Source organism: Streptomonospora alba (assembly GCF_000826685.1).
GTDB classification, from domain to species: Bacteria; Actinomycetota; Actinomycetes; order Streptosporangiales; family Streptosporangiaceae; genus Streptomonospora; species Streptomonospora alba.
In genome coordinates this window covers 122,585-147,341 of sequence record NZ_JROO01000004.1, presented here as the reverse complement: position 1 = coordinate 147,341, position 24,757 = coordinate 122,585, and the positions used below count along the sequence as shown (strand labels likewise).

The 24,757-nt window shown below is 72.7% G+C and carries 22 protein-coding genes; 9 read left to right on the top strand and 13 right to left on the bottom strand.

The window, feature by feature from the left end; genetic code table 11:
* Nucleotides 1-16: 16 nt before the first annotated feature.
* The 6 genes from mug to LP52_RS02045 form a co-directional block, all read right to left on the bottom strand.
* Nucleotides 17-634, bottom strand: coding sequence for a G/U mismatch-specific DNA glycosylase (mug, locus tag LP52_RS02070; RefSeq protein ID WP_052809316.1), 618 nt, complete (start codon nt 632-634; stop codon nt 17-19).
* A 12-nt stretch (nt 635-646) separates the two neighbouring features.
* Entirely contained in the window at nt 647-1,369 is a 723-nt protein-coding gene (locus LP52_RS02065; RefSeq protein ID WP_040270249.1) for a sulfite exporter TauE/SafE family protein, read from the bottom strand.
* Nucleotides 1,370-1,577: 208 nt separating this feature from the next.
* On the bottom strand, nt 1,578-2,849 hold the full coding sequence (locus LP52_RS02060; protein ID WP_040270247.1) for a sugar ABC transporter permease: 1,272 nt from the start codon (nt 2,847-2,849) through the stop codon (nt 1,578-1,580).
* Nucleotides 2,849-3,625, bottom strand: a complete 777-nt coding sequence (locus LP52_RS02055; protein WP_040270245.1) for an ATP-binding cassette domain-containing protein — start codon at nt 3,623-3,625, stop codon at nt 2,849-2,851. Before LP52_RS02055 ends, LP52_RS02060 begins: the two co-directional genes overlap by 1 nt.
* Before the next feature lie 111 nt (nt 3,626-3,736).
* On the bottom strand, nt 3,737-4,849 hold the full coding sequence (locus LP52_RS02050; RefSeq protein ID WP_040270244.1) for a sugar ABC transporter substrate-binding protein: 1,113 nt from the start codon (nt 4,847-4,849) through the stop codon (nt 3,737-3,739).
* Between the two features lie 307 nt (nt 4,850-5,156).
* Nucleotides 5,157-6,344, bottom strand: coding sequence for an ROK family transcriptional regulator (locus LP52_RS02045; RefSeq protein WP_040270243.1), 1,188 nt, complete (start codon nt 6,342-6,344; stop codon nt 5,157-5,159).
* A 116-nt stretch (nt 6,345-6,460) separates the two neighbouring features.
* On the opposite strand from LP52_RS02045, the gene LP52_RS02040 reads away from it, so the two are divergent.
* The gene (locus LP52_RS02040) at nt 6,461-7,018 is read left to right on the top strand and encodes a nucleoside/nucleotide kinase family protein (RefSeq protein WP_040270241.1); all 558 of its coding nucleotides are present in this window, start codon (nt 6,461-6,463) and stop codon (nt 7,016-7,018) included.
* 79 nt (nt 7,019-7,097) lie between these two features.
* On the opposite strand, the gene LP52_RS02035 is transcribed toward LP52_RS02040, so the two are convergent.
* Together LP52_RS02035 and LP52_RS02030 are read right to left on the bottom strand one after the other, a co-directional pair.
* On the bottom strand, nt 7,098-7,343 hold the full coding sequence (locus LP52_RS02035) for a hypothetical protein (protein WP_040270240.1): 246 nt from the start codon (nt 7,341-7,343) through the stop codon (nt 7,098-7,100).
* Between the two features lie 428 nt (nt 7,344-7,771).
* A complete protein-coding gene (locus LP52_RS02030; protein ID WP_040270238.1) occupies nt 7,772-9,469 on the bottom strand; it encodes a molybdopterin-dependent oxidoreductase in 1,698 nt (565 codons plus the stop codon).
* Nucleotides 9,470-9,626: 157 nt separating this feature from the next.
* Here LP52_RS02030 and sigK point away from each other — a divergent pair, with 157 nt between their 5' ends.
* The 4 genes from sigK (at nt 9,627) to LP52_RS25545 (ending at nt 12,855) form a co-directional block, all read left to right on the top strand.
* Nucleotides 9,627-10,268, top strand: coding sequence for an ECF RNA polymerase sigma factor SigK (gene sigK / locus LP52_RS02025; RefSeq protein ID WP_274518773.1), 642 nt, complete (start codon nt 9,627-9,629; stop codon nt 10,266-10,268).
* Between the two features lie 328 nt (nt 10,269-10,596).
* Nucleotides 10,597-11,433 carry an anti-sigma factor gene (locus LP52_RS02020; protein WP_040270235.1) on the top strand — a complete coding sequence of 279 codons (837 nt, stop codon included), beginning with the start codon at nt 10,597-10,599 and terminating at the stop codon, nt 11,431-11,433.
* 282 nt (nt 11,434-11,715) lie between these two features.
* On the top strand, nt 11,716-12,183 hold the full coding sequence (locus LP52_RS02015; protein WP_052809315.1) for a septum formation family protein: 468 nt from the start codon (nt 11,716-11,718) through the stop codon (nt 12,181-12,183).
* Nucleotides 12,184-12,387: 204 nt separating this feature from the next.
* Nucleotides 12,388-12,855: a septum formation family protein gene (locus LP52_RS25545; RefSeq protein ID WP_052809314.1), complete on the top strand. Its 468-nt coding sequence runs from the start codon at nt 12,388-12,390 to the stop codon at nt 12,853-12,855.
* A 53-nt stretch (nt 12,856-12,908) separates the two neighbouring features.
* On the opposite strand, the gene LP52_RS27975 is transcribed toward LP52_RS25545, so the two are convergent.
* Nucleotides 12,909-15,251 carry a serine/threonine-protein kinase gene (locus tag LP52_RS27975; protein WP_052809313.1) on the bottom strand — a complete coding sequence of 781 codons (2,343 nt, stop codon included), beginning with the start codon at nt 15,249-15,251 and terminating at the stop codon, nt 12,909-12,911.
* 193 nt (nt 15,252-15,444) lie between these two features.
* A complete protein-coding gene (gene acnA, locus LP52_RS02000; protein ID WP_040270233.1) occupies nt 15,445-18,180 on the bottom strand; it encodes an aconitate hydratase AcnA in 2,736 nt (911 codons plus the stop codon).
* Between the two features lie 482 nt (nt 18,181-18,662).
* On the opposite strand from acnA, the gene LP52_RS01995 reads away from it, so the two are divergent.
* Complete coding sequence (locus LP52_RS01995) at nt 18,663-18,941, top strand: hypothetical protein (protein WP_040270231.1); 279 nt, start codon at nt 18,663-18,665, stop codon at nt 18,939-18,941.
* Between the two features lie 12 nt (nt 18,942-18,953).
* Here LP52_RS01995 and LP52_RS01990 read toward each other — a convergent pair whose 3' ends face one another.
* Nucleotides 18,954-19,886, bottom strand: a complete 933-nt coding sequence (locus LP52_RS01990; protein ID WP_040270339.1) for an LLM class F420-dependent oxidoreductase — start codon at nt 19,884-19,886, stop codon at nt 18,954-18,956.
* Nucleotides 19,887-19,977: 91 nt separating this feature from the next.
* Nucleotides 19,978-21,252 carry a class I SAM-dependent RNA methyltransferase gene (locus tag LP52_RS01985; protein ID WP_040270229.1) on the bottom strand — a complete coding sequence of 425 codons (1,275 nt, stop codon included), beginning with the start codon at nt 21,250-21,252 and terminating at the stop codon, nt 19,978-19,980.
* Nucleotides 21,253-21,524: 272 nt separating this feature from the next.
* On the opposite strand from LP52_RS01985, the gene LP52_RS01980 reads away from it, so the two are divergent.
* Nucleotides 21,525-22,208: a potassium channel family protein gene (locus LP52_RS01980; protein WP_040270227.1), complete on the top strand. Its 684-nt coding sequence runs from the start codon at nt 21,525-21,527 to the stop codon at nt 22,206-22,208.
* Between the two features lies 1 nt (nt 22,209).
* Nucleotides 22,210-22,881, top strand: a complete 672-nt coding sequence (locus tag LP52_RS01975) for a potassium channel family protein (protein ID WP_040270224.1) — start codon at nt 22,210-22,212, stop codon at nt 22,879-22,881.
* A 291-nt stretch (nt 22,882-23,172) separates the two neighbouring features.
* On the opposite strand, the gene LP52_RS01970 is transcribed toward LP52_RS01975, so the two are convergent.
* Nucleotides 23,173-23,601: a pyridoxamine 5'-phosphate oxidase family protein gene (locus tag LP52_RS01970; RefSeq protein WP_040270222.1), complete on the bottom strand. Its 429-nt coding sequence runs from the start codon at nt 23,599-23,601 to the stop codon at nt 23,173-23,175.
* Nucleotides 23,602-23,761: 160 nt separating this feature from the next.
* On the opposite strand from LP52_RS01970, the gene LP52_RS01965 reads away from it, so the two are divergent.
* Nucleotides 23,762-24,757 (top strand): AraC family transcriptional regulator, encoded by a 996-nt coding sequence (locus tag LP52_RS01965; RefSeq protein WP_040270221.1) that lies wholly within the window; start codon nt 23,762-23,764, stop codon nt 24,755-24,757.

Genomic DNA, 24,757 nt, shown 5'->3' with positions numbered 1-24,757 from the left:
CCGCTCGAGGCGGCTGTTAACCGAATCCGGCGCTTGTACCCCGGATCCCCTCCGCCAGGTCGCGCAGTTCCGCGGCGATCCCCTCCACACTCCAGTGGGCGTTGAGGCCGCTGGGGTTGGGCAGCACCCGCACCGGCGTGTCGGCGATCGGCTGACCGCGCGGGCCGATGGCGGCGGCCGGGTCGCCGAAGGCCGCGCGGAAGGCGGTGACGCCCAACACGGCCAGCGCGCCGGGGCGGTAGGCGCGCAGCGTGCGCTCCAGGGCGGCGGCGCCCTCGCGCAGCTCCTCGGCGCCGAGCTCGTCGGCTCGCGCGGTGGTGCGGGCGGCGAGGTTGGTGATCCCCAGTCCCCACTGCGGCAGCAGGTGCTGCTCCTCAGGGCGCAGCCGCCGCGGAGTCAGGCCCGCCAGGTGCAGCGCCGGCCAGAACCGGTTGCCGGGGCGGGCGAAGTGGTAGCCGCTCCACCCGGAGTACAGGCCGGGGTTGATGCCGCAGAAGAGGATGTCCAGGCCGGGGGCCAGGACGTCGGGGATCGTGGCGCCGGCCGCTGCGGCGAGCTCGTCCTTGCCGGGGCGCCGGGAGGGCCGGTACCCGGGGGCGGGACCGGCGTCCGCGGGATCGCGTCGGGCACTCATCGCTCCCGCAGATTACCCCAGCGCCGACTGCACGAGCAGCACGATGCCCGAGATCGTGACCACCACGAGCAGGGCGGCGCGCATCAGCCCGGCGTCGATGACGCGGCACAGCGGGCGTCCTGCGGCGAACCCGGCGACGACGAAGGGGATCAGGCCGAGCCCGGCGCTGATCTCGGAGGCGTGCAGCTGGCCGCCCGCGGCCAGCAGGCACAGCGACATCAGCGTGCCGGCGAGGAAGAAGGCGCCCAGCGTGCCGCGGATCCGCCCGGCGCTCTCGTGCTGGTACAGCAGCGCGATGGGCGGGCCGCCGATGGAGGTGGCGGTGCCGGTGAAGCCGGAGACCAGGCCCGCCGCCAGCAGCGAGCCGCGGTGGATGCGCACGCGCACCGATCGGACGGTCAGCGCGACGGCCACGAGGACCATCACGCCCACGCCGGCGGCCAGCGCCCGGGGCGGCACGGTGGCCACGACCCACACCGCCCCCGCCGAACCGGGTAGGCGGCCCAGCACCGCCCAGCCCAGACCGCGCCAGTCGACGTTGCGCCACTCCGCGGCGACGGTGAAGGCCGGCAGCACGAACGTGGCGATCAGCATCGTGCCCGGCATCAAGGCCGGATCGAGCATCGCCACCACGGGCGCGGCGACCAGCCCCAGGCCCAGGCCGACGCTGCTCTGCACCACGGCGCCCAGCAGGACCGCGGTGCCGGCTACCAGGAGGAAGGACAGTTCGGGCATAGGCGCCCGACGCTATACCCCCCTTTATCCGACCGGCATCCAGGGGTAGGGCCATCCGACATCTTCCGCGCCCGGTCCCGCACAGGCCGGCGCCCCCAGAGGGGAGGGGCTCTGGGGGCGCCGGGGAGGCCGCTCCGCGCCGGGGTGGGGAGTGGGGCGGGCGGCCGGGGCTGCGTGCGCCGGGAGGAGCGCACGCGGGGTCTGGCGATCAGCCTCCGCGGGCGTGCGCGCGGCGGCTGCGGCGCGACATCGCGTCCAGGGTGACCGCGATAAGCAGCACCAGGGCGGTGATCATGAAGCGCACCGGAGTACCCATCTGCAGCAGGTACAGGCCCGAGGTGATCGCGCCCAGCACCAGTCCGCCCAGCAGGGCGGAGTAGGCGTTGCCGCGCCCGCCGAAGAGGCTGGTGCCGCCGATGACCGCCGCGGCGATGCCCATCATCAGCTCCTCGCCGGCCGCCGTGTCCAGGCTGGCCGAGAAGGAGCGCGAGACGAGCATGATGCCGCCCAGCGCCGAGAGCATGGACGCCAGCGCGAACACCGAGATCCGCACCCGGTCGACGTTGATGCCGGCGCGGCGGGCCGCCTCGGCGCCGCCGCCCACGGCGAAGACCATGCGCCCGTAGCGGGTCTTGCGCAGCATCAGGTCGAAGGCCACGACGAACCCGACGAAGATGATCAGCGCGAGCGGGAGGCCCTTGTACTGGTTGAGGATGTAGACCGAGCCGAAGACCGGGACCGCCAGCGCGATGCTGCGCACCGCGATCTCCAGCGGCGACATCGCCATCAGCCCGGCGGCCGCACGGCGCCGTTCGCCGAAGAGGGTGAACACCACGAACGCCCCGACCGCCACCGCGGCGATCCCCCAGCCGAAGGCGGGGACGAAGAACGTGTGCGTCAGCGCGGCGATGGGGCCGCTGTCGCTGATGTTGATCGTGCCGTCGCTGCCCAGCAGCTGCAGTTGCACGCCCTGCCAGCCCAACAGGCCTGCCAGGGTGACGACGAACGCCGGTACACCGACTTTGGCAAAGAGGGTGCCGTGCAGGATGCCGATGATCAGGCCGGTGGCCGCTGCGGCCGCGATCGCGGCCCACTCGGGGATGCCGACCCTTACAGCGAGCACTGCCAGCACGGCCGCCGAGGCTCCGGCCACCGACCCGATGGACAGGTCGATCTCGCCCAGCAGCAGCACCATGATCACGCCGGTGGTCATCAGACCCACGCCTGCGATCTGCACGGTGAGGTTGGACAGGTTCTGCGGCGAGAGGAACCGCTCGTGCATCAGCTGGAAGACGATGCAGATGAGGATGAGGCCGACGATGACCGGAAGCGGGCCCAGCTCGCCGCCGCGGATGCGGCGCTTGATCGCCGCGAGCAGGCTCGCGGGGCTGGTGCGGGTGACCATCAGGCGCGGGTCGCGATCGAAGGCGGTTCCCGTTGCGGTCTCGTCCGAGTTGGAGACGGGTGTCTGCTGTGCCATCACGCTTCCTCCGTCCGGGTCACCGAGGCGCGGCGCGAGACCGGATTGTCGGAGGCGCCGGTGATGGCGGCCACGATCTCCTCGTAGCTGGTCTCCTCGACGCCGAAGTCGCCGGCGTTGCGCCCCAGGCGCAGAACCGCCGCACGGTCGGCGACCGCTCGGACGTCGGCCATGTTGTGGCTGACGAGGATGACGCCGAGACCGCGGTCGCGCAGCCGCTCGATCAGGTCGAGCACCTGTGCGGTCTGGGCCACGCCCAGTGCCGCGGTGGGCTCGTCCAGAAGAACGACCTTCGGCTCGCCCAGCAGGGCGCGGGCGATGGCGATGATCTGGCGCTGACCGCCGGACAGGGAGGCCACGGGTACCCGCAAGCTGGGCATCTTGACCGAGAGCGAGTCGAGCAGCTCCGTCGCCCGCCGCTCCATGTCGACCTCGTCCAGCGCGCCGAACGCTGTCTTCTCGACGCCGAGGAAGAGGTTGGCGACGATGTCCAGGTTGTCGCACAGTGCGAGGTCCTGGTAGATCGTGGCGATCCCCAGGCGCTGGGCGTCGGCGGGCCGGTTGATCTCGACCCGCTTTCCCTCCCAGAGGATGTCTCCGCTGTCTCCGGAGTTCACGCCGGCGATGACCTTGACGAGGGTGGACTTGCCCGCGCCGTTGTCGCCCAGCAGGGCGACGACCTCGCCGGGGTCGACCGCGAGGTCGACCTGATTGAGCGCCTGTACGGCGCCGAAGCTCTTGGATATCCCGGACAGCTCCAGGACTGGTCTACTCAATATCGTGTCCTTTAGGCTGCGCCCACGACGGGAGTCGCGTGTCTGTTGTGGTCCCGTTCGAGAACGGGCGCCGGTTAGCGGACCGGCGCCCGTCCTTTCGCACTGTTCGAGCTACTCCTGCAGGTCCTTGCAGAAGTCGGTGTCGGCGTAGCGGTCGGTGCAGATCTCCTCGACGGTGTAGAAGCCGTCGGAGATCACGGTGTCCTCGATGTCGTCGACGGTCACCGGGATCGGGTCGATCAGGACCGACTTGATCTCGTTGCCGTTGCCGTCCTCGACCTTGGTCAGGCCGTGGTCGCCGTTGCCCTCGTAGTTCTCACCGGTGGCCGCGGCCACCGCCATCTCGGCGGCGACCTCCGCCTCGGGCCGGATGGCCTTGTAGACCGTCATGTACTGCTCGCCGGCGACGATGCGCTGGATTCCGGCGATCTCGGCGTCCTGACCGGTGATGGGCGGCAGTTCGTCCACGCCCGCGCTCTTCAGCGCGGCCACGACGCCGGCGGCCATGCCGTCGTTGGCGGAGTAGACGCCGTCGATGTTGTCGGCGCCGACCGCGGTGATGGCCTGCTCCATCTCGGTCTGGGCCTCATCGGGGTTCCACTCGGGAGTGTCGTACTCCTTGGCGATCTTGACCTGACCGTCCAGAACGTCGTGCGCCCCCTTCTTGAACAGGGTGGCGTTCGGGTCGGTCGGGGAGCCGTTGATCATCACGATCTGGCTGTCCTCGCCGCCGCCGTCCTGGTCCAGCGCCTGCAGCAGCGACTGGCCCTGGACCTCGCCCACACGCCGGTTGTCGAAGGAGACGTAGTAGTCGACGCCGCCCTCGGCCAGCCGGTCGTAGGCGACGACCGGCACGCCCTGGCTCTTGGCGTTCTTGACGATGCCGGATGCGGACTCGGCGTCGACGGCGTCGAGCACCAGCACGTCCACACCCTGAGTCAGCAACGCCTCAGCCTGGGACTGCTGCTTGGAGGTCTCCTGGTCGGCGTTCTGGTAGAGCAGCTCGCACTTCTCGCAGAGCTCCTTGAGCCCCTCCTGGAAGTAGGGCTTGTCGAACTCCTCGTACCGTGCCGTCTTGGTCTCCGGCAGCAGCAGCCCGACCTTGAAGCCTTCTTCGACGCTCGCTGTATCGCCTTCGCCCGACGACGCGCCGTCCGTGGTGGCGCCGCATCCGGTTGCGAGCAGGGACAGTGCCGCTGCCGCCCCGACCGCGGCGCGGAACATGAATCCGCTTCGCTTAATCAACGGGTTGACCTCCTCTTGTGGCCCCCGAGCACGTTGCCTGGGGGAAGTCCGGCGGAGTCTGTGCGCCGGATCACTCGGTGGACCAATGCGGTGAAGTCAAGCTTGTTCACCCGTTGGCGTCAAGCCTTGAACACATAACCGAAACGTCACGGCAGATTCATTCAACCACTGAACTCAACAAAACCCCAGGTCAAGAGCATTATGCCCGATATGTGAATGTGTGTGAACATTATCGGAATTTTGCTTCGCCTGCCGCGTTCCGCCTGGTCACCGCCCCCGGTCGGGCTCAGGCCTCCGCCTCCACTGCCGCCTCGGCCGCCTCGGCCGCCGCCAGCACCAGAGCTCCCCGCAGCGCCGCGTCGTCGCCCAGGCTTCCTCGTACGATCCCCATCTGAGCCAGGGCGCTGCCCAGCGTGCCCAGCTCCAGGGTCCGGCGCACCGGCTCCAGCAGCGCTTCGCCGGCCTCGACCAGCTCGCCGCCCAGCACCACCAACTCGGGGTTGAACGTGTTGGCCAGGACCCCCAGGCCGCGGCCAAGCGCGGCACCGGCCTCGGCGACGACCCGGCGCGACCCCGGATCCCCCTCCTCGGCGGCCCTCACCAGCTCCGCGACGCTTTCGGGCGTGCGGTGGCCCTGCTGGGGCACCATGCCCAGCAGGTAGGGGGCGCCCAGCACCGTCTCCAGGCACCCGCGGTTGCCGCAGCGGCACACCTGGCCGCGCTCGTCCAAGCCGATATGCCCGATCTCGCCGGCCGTTCCCCCGGCGCCGCGGAACAGGCGGCCGCCGACGACGATGCCGGCGCCCACCCCCTCTTTGACGCGCACGTAGATGACGTGCCGGCGCTCGGCGGCGACGCCGTCGCGCATCTCGGCCAGCGCACACAGGTTGGCGTCGTTCTCGGCCTGCACCGGAACACGCAGCCGTGCCGACAGCGCCTCGGCCGGGCGGTATCCGGCCCACCGCGGCATGCAGGTGATGGCGCCGATCTCACCGGTACGCAAGTCGACGGGGCCCGGCACCGACGCGGTGACCGCGGCGATGGTGGCGTGGTCCACCCGCAGGCGCGTCAGCAGCGTCTCCACCAGCCACACCGCCCGCCGGACGGCGCGATCGGGCTCGGCCGCGACGTCGTAGGCGATGCTCTCGCGCGCCAGGACCGCCCCCTCGCTGTCGCCCAAGGCGGCCGTAAGGCGGTCCAGCGCGAAATCGAGCGCCACTACGGCCCCGGGCGGGCGGATCAGGGTGACGGCGCGGGCGCGCCGACCGTTGGAGGAGGTCTCGCGGACCGAGACTGTGCCCGCCGCCCGCAGGTTGCGTACGATGTTGGAGACGCTGGCGGGCGAAAGCCCGGTATAGCGGGCGAGTTCGGCTTGGGTCAGCGTCCCTCCGCTGCGCAGCGCATCGACCACGCGCTGCTGGTTGGCCCGCCGCAGCGCCGCCTGGGAGCCCGGGGTCACCTCGACGTCGGTCACGGGGTCCCTCTCCTCTGCGTTGAAGGCGGGCGCTGCTGGTGAAAGGGAGCTTACAAGACTTGAATTCAACGCGGGGCCCCGGGCCCGACCATCGCCCCCTCGCGGCGGCTCCCGCGGTGAGCACCGAGGACCCCGGGTGGAGCCGGCGTGCGGTCGAGGCGCTGCGTGAAGCCCCCGCACTGGCCGGGCGGTGCCGCGTGATGGCGATCGAGGGCCGCTCGGGTGCGGGAAAGACCCTCCTCGCCGGGCGCATCGCCGCCGAGGCCGACTGCCCTCTGCTGCACATGGACGACCTCTACCCGGGTTGGGAAGGGCTGGAGGCCGCGGTGCCGCTGGTACGCGCGTGGATTCTGCAGCCCTTGGCACGCGGTGGAGACCCGCGGTGGCGGCGCCACGACTGGGAGCGCGGCGCTCCCGGGGCGTGGCAGCACACGCCCGTACAGGAACTGCTGGTGATCGAGGGGTGCGGCTCGGGCGCCCGGCAACTGCGTCCGTTCCTGTCCGTGCTGGCGTGGGTGCACGCTCCGGACGATGTGCGCGCCGCGCGGCTGGACGCGCGGGAGGACGCCGCCGACTACGCCCCGTACCGGTCGCTGTGGGCGCGCCAAGAGCAGGGGTTCTACGCCGACCACCGGCCGCGGGAGCACGCCGACCTGGTCGTCGACAACCCCTGAACCGGCGCTCGGCCCGCATCCGCCGCGGGAACGCGTGACCGGAGCGCCGCGGTCCTACCGGTGGCCGCCGGCGCGGGCGTCAGTCCTCCTCGTCGCCGCCTTCGCCGCCGCCGTATCCGCCGCCCTCGTCCTCGTCGCCACCGTCCTCGCCACCGTCCTCGCCACCGTCCTCGCCGCCGCCGTTCTCGCCCTCCTCCTGCTGCTCGCCGCCGCCGTCGCCGCCGCCGTCGCCGTCGTTGCAGGCGGCCAGTGAGAACACAGCGGCCAGGCCGATGGCTCCCGCGGCCACCAACCGCTTCAGCACGCCCAGGGTTCGTGTGTGCATCGGGCTCTTCCTCCATCTGCCGCGTTCGGACGCCTGCGCCGTCGGACCGATTGCCCTCTGAGCGTCAGGGCGCCCCGGTAAGGACATCAGCGCCGCGGCACTCGGACGCCTGTCCGTCGACGGGGGTACCGCGCCCCCGCATGCGGCGCTGCGTGGCCTCCCTACCCTCCTCCCCGGCCATGGATTCCTCCGCGCCCCTGCCGCCGTTTCCACCCTGTCGTCGTCGCAGGCGGCCGCCGGGAACTCGGCGGCCCGGCCGACGACTCCCGCGGCGACCAGGCGGCGCGGCGTGGTCGGCGATCGGGTGGACACGGGTGTCGCTTCGGATCCGGTCGGTCCCGCTCGCCACCGCCGCCGTGAGCGGTCGCCGCCGACGTCGGGACCGGGGGGCGGAGCCGTGCGGGTACACGCGTTCGCGCAGCCGCGCCTCAGGAGACCGTCACGTCGACGGTGTGGTGGCCGGTGGCCCCGTCGGGCGCCGGCGGCGACTCCTCGGCGACCTGAGTGGCGCCGGATTCGTCGGTCGCGCGCACAGTGATGCGGTGCTCGCCGGGCTCGGCGTCCCACTCCAGGACCCACTGGCGCCAGGTGTCGGCGGTGTCTTCGGCGGCCAGGCGCGCGCTCCGCCAGGGACCGTCGTCGATGCGCACCTCGACCGCTTCCACGCCGACATGCTGGGCCCAGGCCACGCCGGCGATCGGCACGGTCCCGGCGCTCACCTGTGCGCCCGTGCCCGGGGTGTCGATGCGCGACTGGGTCTTGATCGGCGCCTGTTCGGCCCAGCCGCGCGGCACCCAATAGGCGTCGAAGGCGTCGAAGGTGGTCAGCTCCATCTCCTCCACCCACTTGCACGCCGAAACGTAGCCGTAGAGGCCGGGCACCACCACCCGCGCCGGGAACCCGTGCTCGGCGGGCAGCGGCTTGCCGTTCATCCCGACGGCCAGCAGGGCGTCGCGGCCGTCCATCAGCGCCTCCACGGGGGTGCCGATGGTCATGCCGTCCGAGGAACGCGATACGAGCTGGTCGGCGGGTCCGCCTTCGCCGGGAGGGCGGACCCCCGCCTCGCGCAGCAGTGCGGCCAGCGGCACGCCGATCCAGCGGGCGTTGCCGACGTAGGAGCCGCCGACCCGGTTGGACACGCACGCCAAGGTGACGTCGCGCTCGATCAGGTCGGAGCGCTCCAGCAGGTCGGCGTAGGTGTATTCGCGTTCGCTCGCTCCGCGCCCGTGGATGCGCAGCCGCCAGCGCGTGGCGTCGATGCGCGGCACCGACAGCGCGGTGTCGACCCGGTAGAAGTCGCCGTTGGGCGTGAAGAACGAGCTCAGCCCGTCCACGTCGAGTTCGGCTCCGTCGGGCAGCGGCGGCGCCGGGGAGGCGGGACGGGGCAGCCGGATCGCCTCGCGGCTCGCCTCCACCCCCGCCTGCGCGGTGGCCCACCATCGCCCGGCGGCTCCGGCTCCGGCCGAGGCCAGGGCCGCGCCGCCCGCCAGGAGCACGAACCGGCGGCGGTCGAAGGCGCCGGCAGCCGGACGGGCGCCCGCGGCGTTCGACGAGGCTTCGGAGGGGTCGGTGGACTCGGCGGCGGACGTGTCCGCTCCGGCGGGGTTCTCTCCCCCCTCCCCGGATGCGGGTGCGGCCGCGGAAAGCCGGGCGGTGCGCACCAGCAGGCGCAGCAGTGCCAGCGCCACCGCGCCGCCGGCCACGGAGGGCAGGGCGTAGAGTGCGTCCGCCTCGGGCCGGGTGAGTGCGGCGGCCATGGCGATCGCGGCGAGCGCCGCGATGCCGGCGTCGCCGACCCAGGGCCGCCGCAGGGAGCCGACGCCGATCGCCGCCGTGAAGAGCGCCAGCAGCACAGCGGTCCCGGCCACGAGCAACGGCCGGTCGGCCTCGCCCACCGCCGCGATCGCGAACTCCCGCAGCGCCTGCGGCGTGAGGTCGATGACCGCCTGTCCGACCGCGATCAGCGGGGTGGCGGCGGGGCGCACGAACGCTCCGACGATTTCGGCCGTACCCAGCGCGGCGCCTGCGGCGATGAGCCCGCACAGCGCGCCGACGCGAGGGCGAGGGCGCCGCGGCGGCTGCCCGGCCGCCGATTCCTCTGCCGAGGTGGTTTGATGATCAGACACGCCCCTGCTTCGGAGCGGCCTTCGGCGAAGAGACCGCCGATAAGATCACGAAACGATAACACCCGATGGACGGTCACGGCACCGCGGTCGCCTCGACCGTGTCGGCTCCGAATGCAGTCTGGATCGGAATCGACGGCGGGTGTGGGAGCCGAGGACGGTGGCACGAGTGGAACAGGCGATACCGGCGCAGCCGCCGGGCCGCGCACAGGCGGCCGAAAGCGCGGCGGACGGCGCGGACGGTCCCGACGACGAGCGCCTGCTGGTCGCTCTGTTGCAGCGCACGGCCCTGGGCGAACTCGACGCCTTCGAGGACGTCTACCGCGAACTGGCGGGCCCGGTCTTCGGCCTCGCCCGCCGCGTCATACTGGACCGCGCCCAGGCCGAGGAGGTCACCCAGGAGGTGTTCACCGAGCTGTGGCGCCTGGCCGCCCGCTTCGACCCCGCCCGGGGCGGCGTGCGCTCCTGGGTGCTCACACTGGCCCACCGCCGGGCCGTGGACCGGGTGCGCGCGGAGCAGTCGGCCGCGACCCGCATGGAGGTCGCCGGCCGCATGGCGCCGGAGTCATCCCCGCCCGAGGACGTGGCCGAGCAGGTGGAGCACCGGTTGGAGCGGGAGAAGGTGCGCCGCTGCCTGCGCCGGCTGACGGAGATGCAGAACGAGGCCGTCCGGCTGACCTACTACACCGGCTACACCCAGCGAGAGACCGCCGAACTGCTGGGGGTGCCGCTGACCACGGTGAAGGGCCGGCTGCGCGACGGGCTGATCCGCCTGCGCGACTGCCTGGGGGTGACGGTTTGACTTCTCCCTGCGTTGCGGCTCCGGGGTTCCCGACCTCGCGGGCGAGGGTTCCTGCCTCACAGGCGACGGCCGCCCGATCGATGTCGGCCGGTCGTACACCGCCTCCGCAGGCGCCCAGGACCGGCCCCCCGGGCTCTCGACCGACCTCCGGCACCCGTGTCCTCGTGCGTTCCCACCCGAGAGACACCATGCGGGGCCGGGATGATGGGGCCCTTTCACCAAGAGGAACGAAACCGTCGCACAGGGCAGCGCGCGTCGCCGTCGCCGCCCTGCTTCGCGGAATCGCGACTCCTCCCCGGGGCAGGTCCCGGAGCATCCAAGGGGGTTCATGGTGAGCGTGCCCGAGCACGATGTGCACGGATTGACCGCCGCCTATGCGGTCGATGCGCTGAGCGGCGAGGAGCGCGAGCGGGCGCGGCGCCACATCGAGGAGTGCGCCGACTGCCGCCGCGACCTGACCGAGTTCCACGCGACGACCGTGCGCCTGGCCTACGCCCAGGCCGAGCGTCCGCCCGAGGCGGTCTGGGAGCGGCTGCGCGCGGCCGTGCCGAACGTACGCCGCCTGCCGCCGGAGACGGCCGATTCCCGGCCGGGGCCCGAGGGCGGCGCCGAGGGGTCGGCGTCGGCGCACCGGGCCGCCGCGGAGGCGGACGGCGGTGACACGGAGACGGGCGACGGCGCGCACGTCGTCGGCATGGCCGACCGCAGGAGGCGCGGCCGCCGGCTGCCGTGGGTTCTGGCGGCGGCGTCCGGGGTGCTCGTCCTGGTCCTGGGTGCGACCGTCGTGGCCATGGGCCAGCGCATGGAGGAGATGAGCGAGCACACGGCCAAGGTGGAGTCGCTGCTGGCCTCCTCCGACACCAGCATGCACGAACAGCCCGTCACCCACAGCCGGGCGCAGGCGACCGTGTTCACCTCCGATCGCAACGACATGGTGATGATCATGGTCAAAGGCCTGCCCGCGCCTCCGGAGGGAATGGACTACCAGATGTGGTACGTCGACGACTCCGGCATGCGCTCGGCGGGGATGCTGGAGCGCTCCGGCGAGGGCATGTACTCGGGGATGGCCGGTGACATGGGCTCCGCCCGGCAGCTGGGTATCAGCCTGGAACCTGCGGGCGGCATGCCCGAGCCCAGCGAGGAGCCGATGAAGGTCGAGCTCTAGCGCACCGGCGGAGCGGGGGCGTCGAGTCGCCGCCGACACGCAGCGGCGCGCGGCTCCGCGGACGGGACAGCGGCCACACGCACGTTCGTCTTCCCCGGGAACGCCGCTCCGCTGCGGCGCGTCGGATGAGGTTGCCGAGCCCGGTACGGGCCGCGTGCCACAGCGCCCCGCTGTGGCGCCCGCGGCCGCGCCGGGCTCCGGTGCCGCCGGACACCCGGCCCCCTGGGCGCTCGGCGGCTGCGTCGCCCCGTTCACCATCCCCGATCAGACGGAGACTCCCCCATGCCCTCGACGACCATCCGGCCGCAGGTGGTGCGCATCGCCTCCGCGTTCGCCGCTGCGGCCGCCGGTCCGGCCCTCGTCGGCTGCGGCTTGATCCCCGGCCTGCAGAACGACGTCTTCCGACTCGAGGTCGGCGACTGCCTGGCCGACCGGCTGTCAGACGGCGAGATCACCGAGGCCGCCACCGTGGAGTGCACTCAGCCGCACTTCGGCGAGGTGTTCGCCGGCACCATGCTGCAAGACGGCGAGTACCCCGGCGACGCCGAGGTCAGCAGCACCGCCGAGGAGGAGTGCCTCGCGGAGTTCGAGTCGTTCGTCGGCACGGCCTACGCCGACTCCGAACTCGACATCCACATGCTCTACCCCTCCAAGGAGACGTGGGAGTCCCTGAACGACCGCGAGATCCTCTGCATCGCCTTCGACCCCGCCGGCGACACGACCGGCAGCCTCTCCGGCGCCTCGCGCTGAGCCGGCCCCACCGCCGCGGTGGGCGCGGCCGCCGAGCGGGCGGGCGCGCCCACCCCGCGCAGGGGACCGATTTTGCCTGCATACGGGGTAGAGGTCGGCAAGCGGGATTATCTACACTCTCTTCGGCGGTGCCGGGCGCGAAGCCTTCCGCGAGCGCCTGAACACGGCCCGCCGCGACATCCCCCACCGACGGAAGACACCCCCATGCCTTCGAGACCGTCCGGCCCGCGCGTGCTGCGCACCGCCACCGCATGCGCCGCCTCGGCAGCCGCCGCCCTGATGACCGGCTGCGCTTTGAACCCCTTCGCCGCACCCCGGGACAGCGTCCACGGCTTGGACGTCGGCGCCTGCCTGGACGGCACGGCCGAGGACATCTCCGAGGCCGCCCCCACCGACTGCGACCGCCCTCACGACGGTGAGATCTACGCTCGCGTGACCATGGATGACGGCGAGTACCCGGGCGAGGACGAACTGCGCGACACGGCCGTCGCGGAGTGCGGCGGGGAGTTCGAGAAGTACGTCGGCACCGCCCACGTCCAATCCGAGTTGGAGCTGACCACGGCCGTCCCCAGCAAGCGGATGTGGACGCTGCTGAACGATCGCGACATCACCTGCATCGCCGTCGATCCCACAGGGGAGACCACCGGCAGCGTCGCCGGCACCCAGCGCTGACGTGGCGGCGTCGAGCGGACGGGGCACGGCGGAAGGCGGGGCGGGAAGCCGCGTCACGGGTCGCAGGCTCGGCGCACCGCGTGGAGTTCGGCGCGCATCTGTTCGACCGCGTCGGCGAGCCGGGCGACGTAGTCGCTGTGCCAGGTGAGGTTGGCGTGGGCGGCATGCTCGGCACTGGGGAATCCGCCGGTGGGGCCGCTGAACCGCCCGATCACCCACGAGACGACCGCCGACAGCAGCCAGGCTCCCAGGAAGAGCACGCCCCACCCGGCCACATCAACGGGTTGCAGGGGGGTCGCGAACACCTGCATCTGCACGGCGATCAGCACAGCGACGGGGGCGATCAGCAGCAGCGGGCTTCGGCGCACCCACAGCCTGGCGCGGGACAGCCGGGACTCGCGCTCCCAGCGTGCGGACGCCGCCGCGCGCCCCCGTTCCGCCTCGGCCAGTGCCGCGGCCCACTCGGCCCTGCGCATTCCGCTGTCGCGCGCCGCGCCGGTCAGCGAGGCGACGGTCGCGGCTGTGCCCGCTCGGGCCGCCGGGTCCTGCTCGCGCGCGACGGCGCCCCACAGCACGTCGTACCACTCGCCCACCTCCGCGTGGCCGCCCGCATCGGGACGCACCGGGCGCTCGGGGGCGAGCAGCAGCGCGAGGATGAGCACGGAGTCGACGGCGGCGTGCTGGGCCAGGCGCGGTACGGCCTGCTCCATCCGGGTGCGGAACCGGGTCGCGGCCTGCTCGGCGGTGGCGAGGTCGTCGGCCAGCGCGCGCAGTTCTCCGGAGCCGGGGTCGGCGTGCAGAGCGAGCAGGCGCAGCACCTCCGGGCGTGCCAGCAGCAGCAGTTCGTTGTCCGGCGGTGCACCCGTGAAGACCGGCCGGACCTGGGCGAAGCGAACGCGCAGGTCGGCCGCTGCGGCGGGACGGCCGCGGAAAACCGGTGGCAGGTCCGGGCGCTGCTGGGCGACGAACCAGGCGACGGCGCGGTTGGCGTCGTCGGGGCGGCGGCGGAAGATCGAGCGGTCGGTGGCGGTGTCGCCGACGTCGTCGACCATCCACGCCCCAAGGGCGGCGCGCTCTTCCTCGTCGCTGAACACGCCGACGGCGGCCGTCCAGTCGGCCTGCATGGCCGCCGCCAGCTCACCCGGGTCGGTGCAGCGGTGCCCCGCGAACCAGTAGGGCGGCACCCCGCCGGCCGGGGCGCGGCCGAGGTCGACGGTGCCGCCCGCGGGGTCGGGCGGCTGCGCTGAGGTGTCGGCACGCCGGCTCTCGGGCGCGGGCACCGGTGACGCGGGGGCCGGGCCCGGAGGCCAGGCCTGCGGGGGTGCGGCGGGGGCCTGCGCACCGTCGCCGGGCGCCGCTCGCGTGCCGCCCGGAGCGTAGCCGGTGTAGCGCAGCGTGGCGGGACGGTCGCGGCCCGCCTCGGAGCCGCCGCCCGGCTCGGTCCGGACGGTCTCCACACGGGTCCCGCCGCCCCTGACGCCCTCGACGCGGGTCCGGGCCTCGGCTTCGACCGGCGTCGGGCCCTCGTCGACGGCTTCCCGCAGCCCGCCGCGCTTGCCGGACTCGCCCGACCGCTCCCCCGCGGCGTCGGGGACATGGGTACCCAGCAGCATGTCCAGCAGCGTGCGCGCGCTGGGGCGCGCCGCGGGGTCCTTGTCCAGGCAGGCGAGCACGATCGGCAGCAGCGGATCGTCCAGATCGCCGGTGTCGGGATCGCCGGTGAGGACGCGGACGGTACGCGCCGCCTGGGTGGGCGCGGCGAAGGCCTCCACCCCGGTGGCCGCGTAGACGATGACGGCGCCCCAGGAGAACACGTCCACGGCCGCGGTGAGCCGCGCCCCTTCGAGCTGCTCGGGGGCCATGTAGCCGATGGTGCCGACGACTCCGCTGGCCGTCATCGACGTGGCCTCGATCGCGCGGGCGATGCCGAAGTCGATCACGCGGGGCCCGTCGGGTGCCAGCAGGATGTTGGCGGGTTTGAGATCACGGTGCACGACGCCGGCGCCGTGGATCGCGGCCAAGGCCGTCGCGGTGGCCACGGCCAGGCGGTGCAGGTCGGCACCGCGCCGCGGGCCGTGGTCGCGCACGGCGGCTTCCAGGGTCGGCCCGTCGATGTACTCGGTGGCGATCCAGGGCTGCCGGGCGTCGGGGTCGGCGTCGAGGATGGGTGCCACGCAGAATCCGCTGACCCGTCGGGCCTGCTCGACCTCGTCGGCGAAGCGGCGGCGCATGCCCGCATCGCCCGCCCATGTGGCGTGCAGCAGCTTGACCGCCGCCGTCCGGCCGTCAGGCGCCTCGGCTCGAAAGACCTCGCCGAACCCGCCGCGCCCCAGGGACTCGGCGAGCCGGTAGCTCCCCGCGTAGTGCTCGCCGCCCCCGGTGCCGCCCTCGCTCATGCCGCTCTCTCCGTCGTCTCACCCGCACGTGCCGGGACGACATTATGCCTGCCGCCCGCCTCGCGCGGAGTCCAGGTGGCGCCCATCCGACACGGCCGGGCGCCGCCGCAAGCGTGGGGGCCGCCGCCCGTGCGCGACGGGCGGCGGCCCCGAAGTGTCCTGATGCGGCCCGGGCCGCGGGCGGGACGCGCCCTTACTCCTCGATGAGCTGGCGCAGCACGTACTGCAGAATGCCGCCGTTGCGGTAGTAACCGGCCTCACCGGGGGTGTCGATGCGCACGTCGGCGTCGAACTCGACCCCGGTGTCGGTGGTGACCTTGACCGTGGGCGGCACCCGGCCCTCGTTCATCTCGGTGATGCCGGTGATCGAGAAGGCCTCCTCACCGGTCAGCCCGAGCGAGTCGGCCGACTGCCCCTTGGGGAACTGGAGGGGCAGCACGCCCATGCCGATGAGGTTGGAGCGGTGGATGCGCTCGTAGGACTCGGCGATGACCGCGCGCACGCCCAGCAGGCTCGTGCCCTTGGCCGCCCAGTCGCGCGAGGAGCCCGAACCGTACTCCTTGCCGCCCAGCACCACCAGCGGGGTGCCCTGGGCGGCGTAGTTCTGCGCCGCGTCGTAGATGTAGGTGACGGGCGCGTCGGCGGGGTCGTCGGCCAGGGTGAAGTCGCGGGTGTAGCCGCCCTCGGTGCCCTGCGCGAGGTGGTTGCGCAGGCGGATGTTGGCGAAGGTCCCGCGGATCATGACCTCGTGGTTGCCGCGCCGCGAACCGTAGGAGTTGAAGTCCTTGCGGGCGACACCGTGCTCCTTGAGGTACTGGCCCGCCGGGCTGTCGGGCTTGATGGCGCCGGCCGGCGAGATGTGGTCGGTGGTGACCGAGTCGCCGAGCTTGGCCAGGACCCGGGCGCCGGAGATGTCGGTGACCGGCTCCGGAGCGGCGCCCATGCCGTCGAAGTACGGGGGCTTGCGCACGTAGGTGGAGTCCGCGTCCCACTCGAAGGTGTTCCCGGTGGGCGTGGGCAGCGAGCGCCACCGCTCGTCGCCGGCGAAGACGTCGGCGTAGGCGGTCTCGTACATGTCCGAGGCGATCGCGGAGGCCATCACCTCCTCGATCTCCTCGGGCGCCGGCCAGATGTCGGCCAGGTAGACCGGCCGGCCGTCGGCGCCGGTGCCCAGCGGCTCGGTGGTCAGGTCGATGTCCATGGACCCGGCCAGGGCGTAGGCCACCACCAGCGGCGGGGAGGCCAGGTAGTTCATCTTGACATCGGGGTTGATCCGGCCCTCGAAGTTGCGGTTGCCCGAGAGCACGGAGGTGACGGCGAGGTCGTTCTCCTGCACCGCCTTGGAGATCTCCTCGGGCAGCGGGCCGGAGTTGCCGATGCAGGTGGTGCAGCCGTAGCCGACCAGGTTGAATCCGAGCTTGTCCAGGTAGGGGGTCAGCCCGGAGCGCTCGTAGTAGTCGGTGACGACCTTGGAGCCGGGGGCCAGCGAGGTCTTGACCCACGGCTTGCGGGTCAGGCCCTTCTCCACCGCGTTCTTGGCCAGCAGGGCGGCACCGAGCATGACCGAGGGGTTGGAGGTGTTGGTGCAGGAGGTGATCGCGGCGATCACCACGCTGCCGTGGTCGACCTCGGTCCGGGTGCCGTCGGACAGAGTGACCGACACCGGGTTGCTGGGGCGCTGGCCGTTGGAGGGCCGGGCCGGGGCGTCGGAGGCGGGGAACGACTCGTCGGAGGCCTCGTCGACCGGGCTGATCACGTAGTTCTGCACGTCGTGGCGCCAGGCGGGCTTGGCCGACGTCAGCGCGATGCGGTCCTGGGGCCGCTTGGGCCCGGCGATGGAGGGGACGACGTCGCCGAGGTCCAGCTCCAGGTACTCCGAGAAGTCCGGCTCGCGCGCGGGGTCGTGCCAGAGGCCCTGCTCCTTGGCGTAGGCCTCGACCAGACGGGTCTGCGACTCCGGGCGCCCGGTCAGCTTCATGTACCGGATGGTCTCCTCGTCGACCGGGAACATCGCCGCGGTCGAGCCGAACTCCGGGCTCATGTTGCCGATGGTGGCGCGGTTGGCCAGCGGCACCGACGCCACGCCGTCGCCGTAGAACTCCACGAACTTGCCGACGACGCCGTGCTCGCGCAGCATCTCGGTGACGGTGAGCACGAGGTCGGTGGCGGTGGTTCCGGGGCGCAGGGAGCCGGTCAGCTTGAAGCCGACGACTCGCGGGATGAGCATGGAGATCGGCTGGCCGAGCATGGCGGCCTCGGCCTCGATGCCGCCCACGCCCCAGCCGAGGACGCCCAGTCCGTTCTGCATGGTGGTGTGGGAGTCGGTGCCCACACAGGTGTCGGGATAGACCTGGCCGTTGCGGACCATGGCAGCCCGGGCCAGGTGCTCGATGTTGGCCTGGTGCACGATGCCGGTACCGGGCGGGACGACCTTGAACTCGTCGAAGGCCGTCTGGCCCCAGCGCAGGAACTGGTAGCGCTCGCGGTTGCGCTCGTACTCGAACTCGACGTTGCGCTCGAAGGCGTCGGGGCGGCCGAAGATGTCGACCACCACGGAGTGGTCGATGACCAGCTCCGCCGGCGCAAGCGGGTTGATCTTGCCGGGGTCGCCCCCGAGCTCGCCGACGGCCTCGCGCATCGTCGCCAGGTCGACCACGCAGGGCACACCGGTGAAGTCCTGCATGATCACCCGCGCGGGGGTGAACTGGATCTCCTCGGTGGGCTGGGCCTTGGCGTCCCACTGGCCCAGTGCACGGATGTGCTCGGCGGTGACGTTCGTGCCGTCCTCGGTGCGCAGCAGGTTCTCCAGCAGCACCTTCAGGCTGTAGGGAAGCCGCTCGGAGCCGTCCACGGCGTCCAAGCGGAAGAACTCATACGACTCTTCGCCAACGCGGAGCGTGTCACGGCTGCCGAAGCTGTTCGCGGACACGGTGTTTGCCTCCTGATCTCGCCACTTTCTCCCGGCATCCTGCCGTAATGCAGGAACCGGGACATCACTGAGGCTGCCCTTATCGAGATGGCCTTGAGTGCGCTGCGGCACCACCCCACGGCACGCCGGTTCCCCCGTTCTACCAGCGATGTCCGCGCGGTCCCCGGCGCCGTGCGCATTTCGGGGACCGGCACGTGGCACGGCTGTCCGCGCGAGGGCGGCCGATGCGGCCCGTCCCGTGCATTCGCCTCACTTTATCTCGATATCAAGGTATCTAGGACAGTATCTCGATATCAAGTTACCTTCCGGGGTGCCGCGCGCAGACCGGCGTCCCGGAAGCCTCTGACGGAACCCCCTACCGGGTGCGGCGCGTCCAAGGAGCCGTACACACCCCCGGAGGCGGGAGCGTGGACGGCCGCACCCGGCCGCGGAGCCCGCCGCCGCCCCTCGCACCGGCGAGTGAATCCCGAGGAGCCCCCGCGATGCGCTCACTGCGCGACACGCTCATCTTCGTTCTCTGCGGCATCGCGCTGGTCGTCTGGGGGACCATCACTCTGCTCTCGCCCGGCGCCGCCGAGGTGACCGACGCGGGCTCGCCCTACTGGACGATTCCGCTGGGTGCGCTCATGCTCGCCGCCGGGATCGTGCTGAACGCCTACTCCCGCGCTCGGCGCCGCCGGGAGGCGGCGGCGCCGAGCGGGCGGCGGGAGGGCCCGGACCGGCCCCGCGGCCCCGAAGGCACCGCGCCGCCGGCGCCCTGAGGGCCGATCGCACTACTGGAGCTGGCGCGAGACCTGCGCGGCGATCAGCTCCAGGTGGTCCACGTCGGACAGGTCGAGCACCTGCAGGTACACACGCTCGCAGCCGATCTCGTGGAACCGGCCGAGCTTCTCCACGATCTCGGCCGGGCTGCCCGCGAGCCCGTCGCGCCGCAGCTCCTCGGGGTCGCGCCCGATCGCAGCTGCCCGGCGCTTGAGTTCGGACTCGTCGCGCCCGCAGCAGACGACCTGCGCAGCGGAGTAGACCATCGGCTCGCTGCGGCCCGACGCCGCCACCGCCGCGCGCACGCGGTCGAACGCGGCCGCGGTGGCCTCGACGGAGGCGAAGGGCACGTTGTACTCGTCGGCGTGGGCGGCCGCCAACCGCGGGGTGCGGGTGGGCCCTGTGCCGCCGATGAGCACCGGCGGGCGCGGCTCCTGCTGGGGCTTGGGCAGCGCCGGCCCCTCGGAGAAGCGGTAATGGCGCCCCTCGTAGCGGAAGGTCTCGCCCACCGGTGTGGCCCACAGGCCGGTGATGACGTCGAGCTGCTCCTCGTAGCGGTCGAACCGCTCCCGCGCAGTGGCGGGGAAGGGGATGCCGTAGGAGGCGTGCTCGTCCTCGTACCAGCCGGCGCCGAAGCCGAACTCCACGCGGCCGCCGCTCATCCGGTCGACCTGGGCCACCGAGATGGCGAGGGGGCCGGGGTGGCGGAACGTCGCGGCGGTCATCAGCGTGCCCAGGCGCACATGGGAGGTCTCCCGCGCCAGTCCGGCGAGAGTGACCCAGGAGTCGGTCGGCCCGGGCAGACCGTCAACGTCGCCCATCTTCAGATAGTGGTCGGAACGGAAGAAGGCGTCGAACCCCAGGTCCTCGGTCGCCTTTGCCACCGCCAACTGCGTGTCGTAGCTCGCACCCTGCTGCGGTTCGATGAAGATCCTCAAGCGCATGGGGACCATTGTCGTACCGTCGAGCGCAAAGGCCGAACCGAAACGCACAGACAAGCCCGGCGCGTCGGCCGCATGCGGCCCGCACCGCCCCTCAGTCGCGGTGCAGCACCGCCAAACACTCCACGTGGTGGGTCATCGGGAAGGAGTCGAAGGCGCGCAGCTGCGTCAGCTCGTAGCCCTCCTCGATGAAGGCCGCCAGGTCGCGGGCCAGGGTCGCCGGGTCGCAGGAGACGTAGGCCACCCGGCGGTTGCGCAGCTCCGAGAGCTGGCGCGCCACGACGGTGCCGGCGCCGGTGCGCGGCGGGTCCAGCACGGCGAAGTCGACGCGCATGTCCACCCACTCGCGCAGCTGCGCGTCGGTGTCGGCGTGGGCGAAACGCACCCACGGCAGGTCGCGCAGGTTGTACCGGGCGTCGCGGACCGCCTCGGCGTCGTTCTCGACGCCCAGCATCCGCCCCTCGGGCCCCACGGCCTCGGCCAGCCCGGCGGTGAACAGCCCCGAGCCGCAGAAGAGGTCCAGCCCGGTCTCGCCGGGCTCGGGCGCCAGCGCTTCGACGACGGCCTCCGACAGCACCTGCGCGGCCGACGAGTGCACCTGCCAGAACCCGCCGGCGCTGACCCGGAACTCACGCTCGCCCACCTGCTCGCGGACATGGCGGCGACCGCGCACCTGCTGCACCCGGCCGTTGCTGAAGCGGCGCATCACCGCCGAGGAGGCCTTGGGTTCGGGCAGCGGGGGCAGCTTGGCACCGTCAGGGTTGACCACCAGCGCGGTGTCACGCGTGGTGGAGGAGGCGACCGCCTCGACGTCGCGCATCCGGGGCCAGTCCAGCTCGGTCACGCCGAGTTCGTCGACGCGCGGGTGGGCGATGCGGCAGTGGTCGATCGGCTCGATCTCGTGCGAGCGGTGGCGGCGCAGCCCCGCGCGGCCGGAGTCGTCGACGGCGAAGCGCACGCGGGTGCGCCAGCCCAGGCCGTCCGGGGCGCCGGGCAGTTCCTCGACCTCGACCTCGCGGTCGATCTTGGCGATGCGGCGCAGCTGCTCGGAGACCACCTGGCCCTTGAGCCGGCGCTGGGCCTCCAGCGAGGCGTGCTGCCAGTCGCAGCCGCCGCACTTGCCGGGCCCGGCGAAGGGGCAGGGCGCCTCGACGCGGTCGGGCGAGGCCTCAAGCACCTCGACGGCGTCGGCGCGCAGGAACCGCGCCGTCTCCTCGGTCACCCGGGCCCGCACCAGCTCACCGGGCAGGGTGTGGCGGACGAAGACGACGCGCTCGTTGTGGCGCCCCACGCACCAGCCGCCGTGGGCGACCCCTTCCATGCGCAGCTCCATCTCGGTGCCGACGAAGCCGGCCGCTGCGTCGCCCATGGCGGTGTTGGGATTTCGGGCAGGGCTCAACGAAGAAACCTCCGGGAGACGGTGAGTGGTGGGTACGGGTTTCGCGCAGGTGACCCCCCACGCAGCGCCACCGGCCGTCGTACTCCACTCTAGCCGAGGGCGCGCACCCGACAGGGCCGCGCGCGAATACCCTCCGCGGGCGCTGCGCGCGCTCCCGCACGCGACGATATGGGTATACCGTCGCCCAAGGGCGGGCGGCGCCCGCACCCGGCCCGTGCAGCGACGGCAGGAACGAGTGAGCAGTGCACATCGTGATCTTGGGATGCGGGCGCGTGGGGTCCACGCTGGCCCACACGCTGGAGGATCGGGGCCACACGGTCGCCGTGATCGACCAGGCGCCCGAGGCGTTCCGCAGACTCCGCCCGGCCACCGCCAAGGCCGCCGTGGGCGGCGCGGGCCAGAACCGCGACGTGCTGGTGGCGGCCGGCATCGAGTCGGCCTCCGCCTTCGCCGCCGTCAGCAGCGGCGACAACTCCAACATCATCACCGCGCGGGTGGCGCGGGAGACCTTCGGTGTGGAGAACGTCGTTGCGCGCATCTACGACCCGCGGCGCGCCGCCGTCTACCAGCGGCTCGGCATCCCCACGGTCGGCACCGTGCACTGGACCGCCGACACCATCCTGCGCCGCCTGGTCCCCGGCTCCACCGGTCTGGACCTGGGCCCGCTGTGGCGCGATCCCTCGGGGACCCTGGTGATGACCGAGGCGCCGCTGAGCGGTGCCTGGGTGGGCCGGCGCGTCGAGCAGCTGGAGGGGGCCTTCCCGCTGCGTGTCGCCTACCTGGTGCGGGCCGGGCACATCCTGCTGCCCCGGGGCGACGAGACGATGCAGGCCGGCGACGTGCTGCACGTGCTCTCCCGAACCGAGGACATCGACCGGATCCAGGCCCGCCTCGGCGAGGCGGGCGACGAAAGGCAGGAGGGCTAGGATGCGCGTCGCCATCGCCGGAGCCGGCAGCGTCGGGCGCTCCATCGCGGCCGAGCTGAGCGAGAGCGGCCACGAGGTCCTGCTGATCGACCACGACTCCCGCGCCATCGGCGTGGACGAGTTGCCGCGGGCGGAGTGGCTGCTGGCCGACGCCTGCGAACTGTCCTCGCTGGAGGACGCGCGGCTGGCCGACTTCGACTCCGTCGTCGCCGCCAGCGGCGACGACAAGGTCAACCTGGTGGTGTCGCTCCTGGCCAAGACCGAGTTCGGTGTCGGCAGGGTCATCGCCCGCATCAACGACCCGCGCAACGAGTGGCTGTTCTCCGACTCCTGGGGCGTGGACGTCGCCGTCTCGCCGCCGCGGATGATGGCGGCGCTGGTCGAGGAGCCCGACGACGAGGACGAGCCCGCCGAGGTGCTCAACGCGCTGTCGCTGCCCCAGACCGACCTGCTGGAGTTCACGCTTCCCCCCGAGTCCCCGCACGGCGGGCGCCGGCTGGGCGAACTGGTCCCGAAGCTTCCGGAGGGCATCGTGCTGGTGGCCCTGGTACGCGAGGGCCAGGCCCGTGAGCCGGACCCGAGCACGGCGCTGCAAGGCGGCGACGACCTGGTGTTCCTCAGCAGCGCCGCCTCGGTCGACGAACTGGGCGAACTGCTCGCCGCCGAGGACTGAGCACGGCTGAGGCCTCTCACGCGACTCGGCGATCGGTCGGTCGGGCCGATGGGCGGCCATGGTCGAGCGCGGGCGGTGCCGGTCGCAGCAGCCGTGCCCGCCACCGGTCGGCAGCCAGGCACGTCCGCACGCCGGTCCCGGGGTGGTCGCGCGAGACGGCGGTGATGCGCGCGCGGCCGGGTGTCCCACTCGGCGGCGCCGGGTCCGGCCGAGCGGGTCCCGTCGGCGGACCTCTACCGGCCGACCGGCCTCACCCGTGCCCCCGGCTCCGCGCACAGGTGGCCGCGGTGGTCAGTACGTGTAACGGCTTACGGCTTGCGGGTGGATGACGAGACGCACCGGGTCGAGGGCCAGGAGCCCGGCGAGGTCGTCGGCGCGGGCCGGATCGTCGAGGTCCCAGTAGCGAGCGGCCAGGCGTGCGGCCAGGTCGTGTGCTCCGTCGGGCTCCACCGTGACGCGGCCGGCGACCGACAGCCAGCGCTCGCGTTCACCGACCGGGGCGGCGACGACGATCGAGGCGCGGGGATCGCTGCGCAGCCGCCGCACTTTGAGCGAGTCCGCGAGGGTGAACAGTTGGACCGCGCCCTCGGCAGTGGCCTCGAACCACACCGGCCGGGGCTGCGGCGGGAGCGGCCCTGCGGCCACGGACAGGAACCCGTGCAGGGGGCGTCGGAGGAACTCGAGGTCCTGGTCGGTCAGCGAACCGGCGTCGGTGCTCATCTCGGCCCTTTCGACAGGCGAGTGGGAATGGTCACGAGATCGTTGAACAGGTGCCGACTCGGTGATGTCGGTGCTCATGACAACGATTCAACGGCATCCGCTCGGACGAATCCATGGGTGAGAAGCCGGATCGCCTGTCTCATCGTCTAACCTTGCTGGGGTGGACGTATTCAGTGACCTGATCCGCGGGGTACGAGCCCACGGCTCCCTGTTCGGCAGTTCGACCCTGTCCGCGCCCTGGGCGCTGCACTTCGTGGACGGGGCGCCGCTGACCCTGTGCACCGTGCTCACCGGGGCGGGCTGGATCGTGCCGGAGCACCGTCCGCCCGAGCCGCTTCGCGCCCGCGAGACGGTCGTCGTGCGGGGCCCTGCGACGTTCACCTTCGTCGACGAGATCGGCACCCCGGCCGAACCGGTCGCGTGCGGCGAGCACTGCGCGGCGCCCGAGCAGGGCGGGACTCGGCACCGGCGCGGCTGGAACGACAGCTCCGGCGGCGCCGGTGAGGGCGCGACGACGCTGATCGTCGGCGCCTACCCGGTGCGCGGCGAGATCAGCCGCAGGCTGCTGGACGCGCTACCCGTCGTGCTGCGCGTGGATTCGGGGGGTACGGCCGACGCCGTGCTGGACCACCTCGCCGCCGAGGTCGCCGCCGACACCCCGGGCCAGCAGGTCGTACTCGACCGGCTGCTGGACTGGATGCTGGTCTGCACGCTGCGCGAGTGGTTCGACCGCCCCGGCGGCGAACCCCCGGCCTGGTGGGCCGCCCAGCGGGACCCCGTGGTCGGCGACGCGCTGCGCCTCTTGCACGCCGAACCGGCGGCACCGTGGACGGTCGCCGCGCTGGCCGAGCACACCGGGGTATCGCGCTCGACGCTGGCCAAACGGTTCGCCGACCTGGTCGGCGAACCGCCGCTGACCTACCTCACCCGCTGGCGGATGACGCTTGCGGCAGACCTCCTGGTCGAGCAGGAGGCCGCGACCGTCGCGGGCATCGCCCGCGCCGTGGGCTACTCCGACCCGTTCGGGTTCAGCGCGGCGTTCAAGCGCATCCGAGGCGCCAACCCCAGCGAGTTCCGGCGCACCGCGACCACCGCCCCCGGAGCGGCCGATCCGCCTGTTCCAGCCGGCACCGCCCCGGTCGGCCCGCAGGCCTGA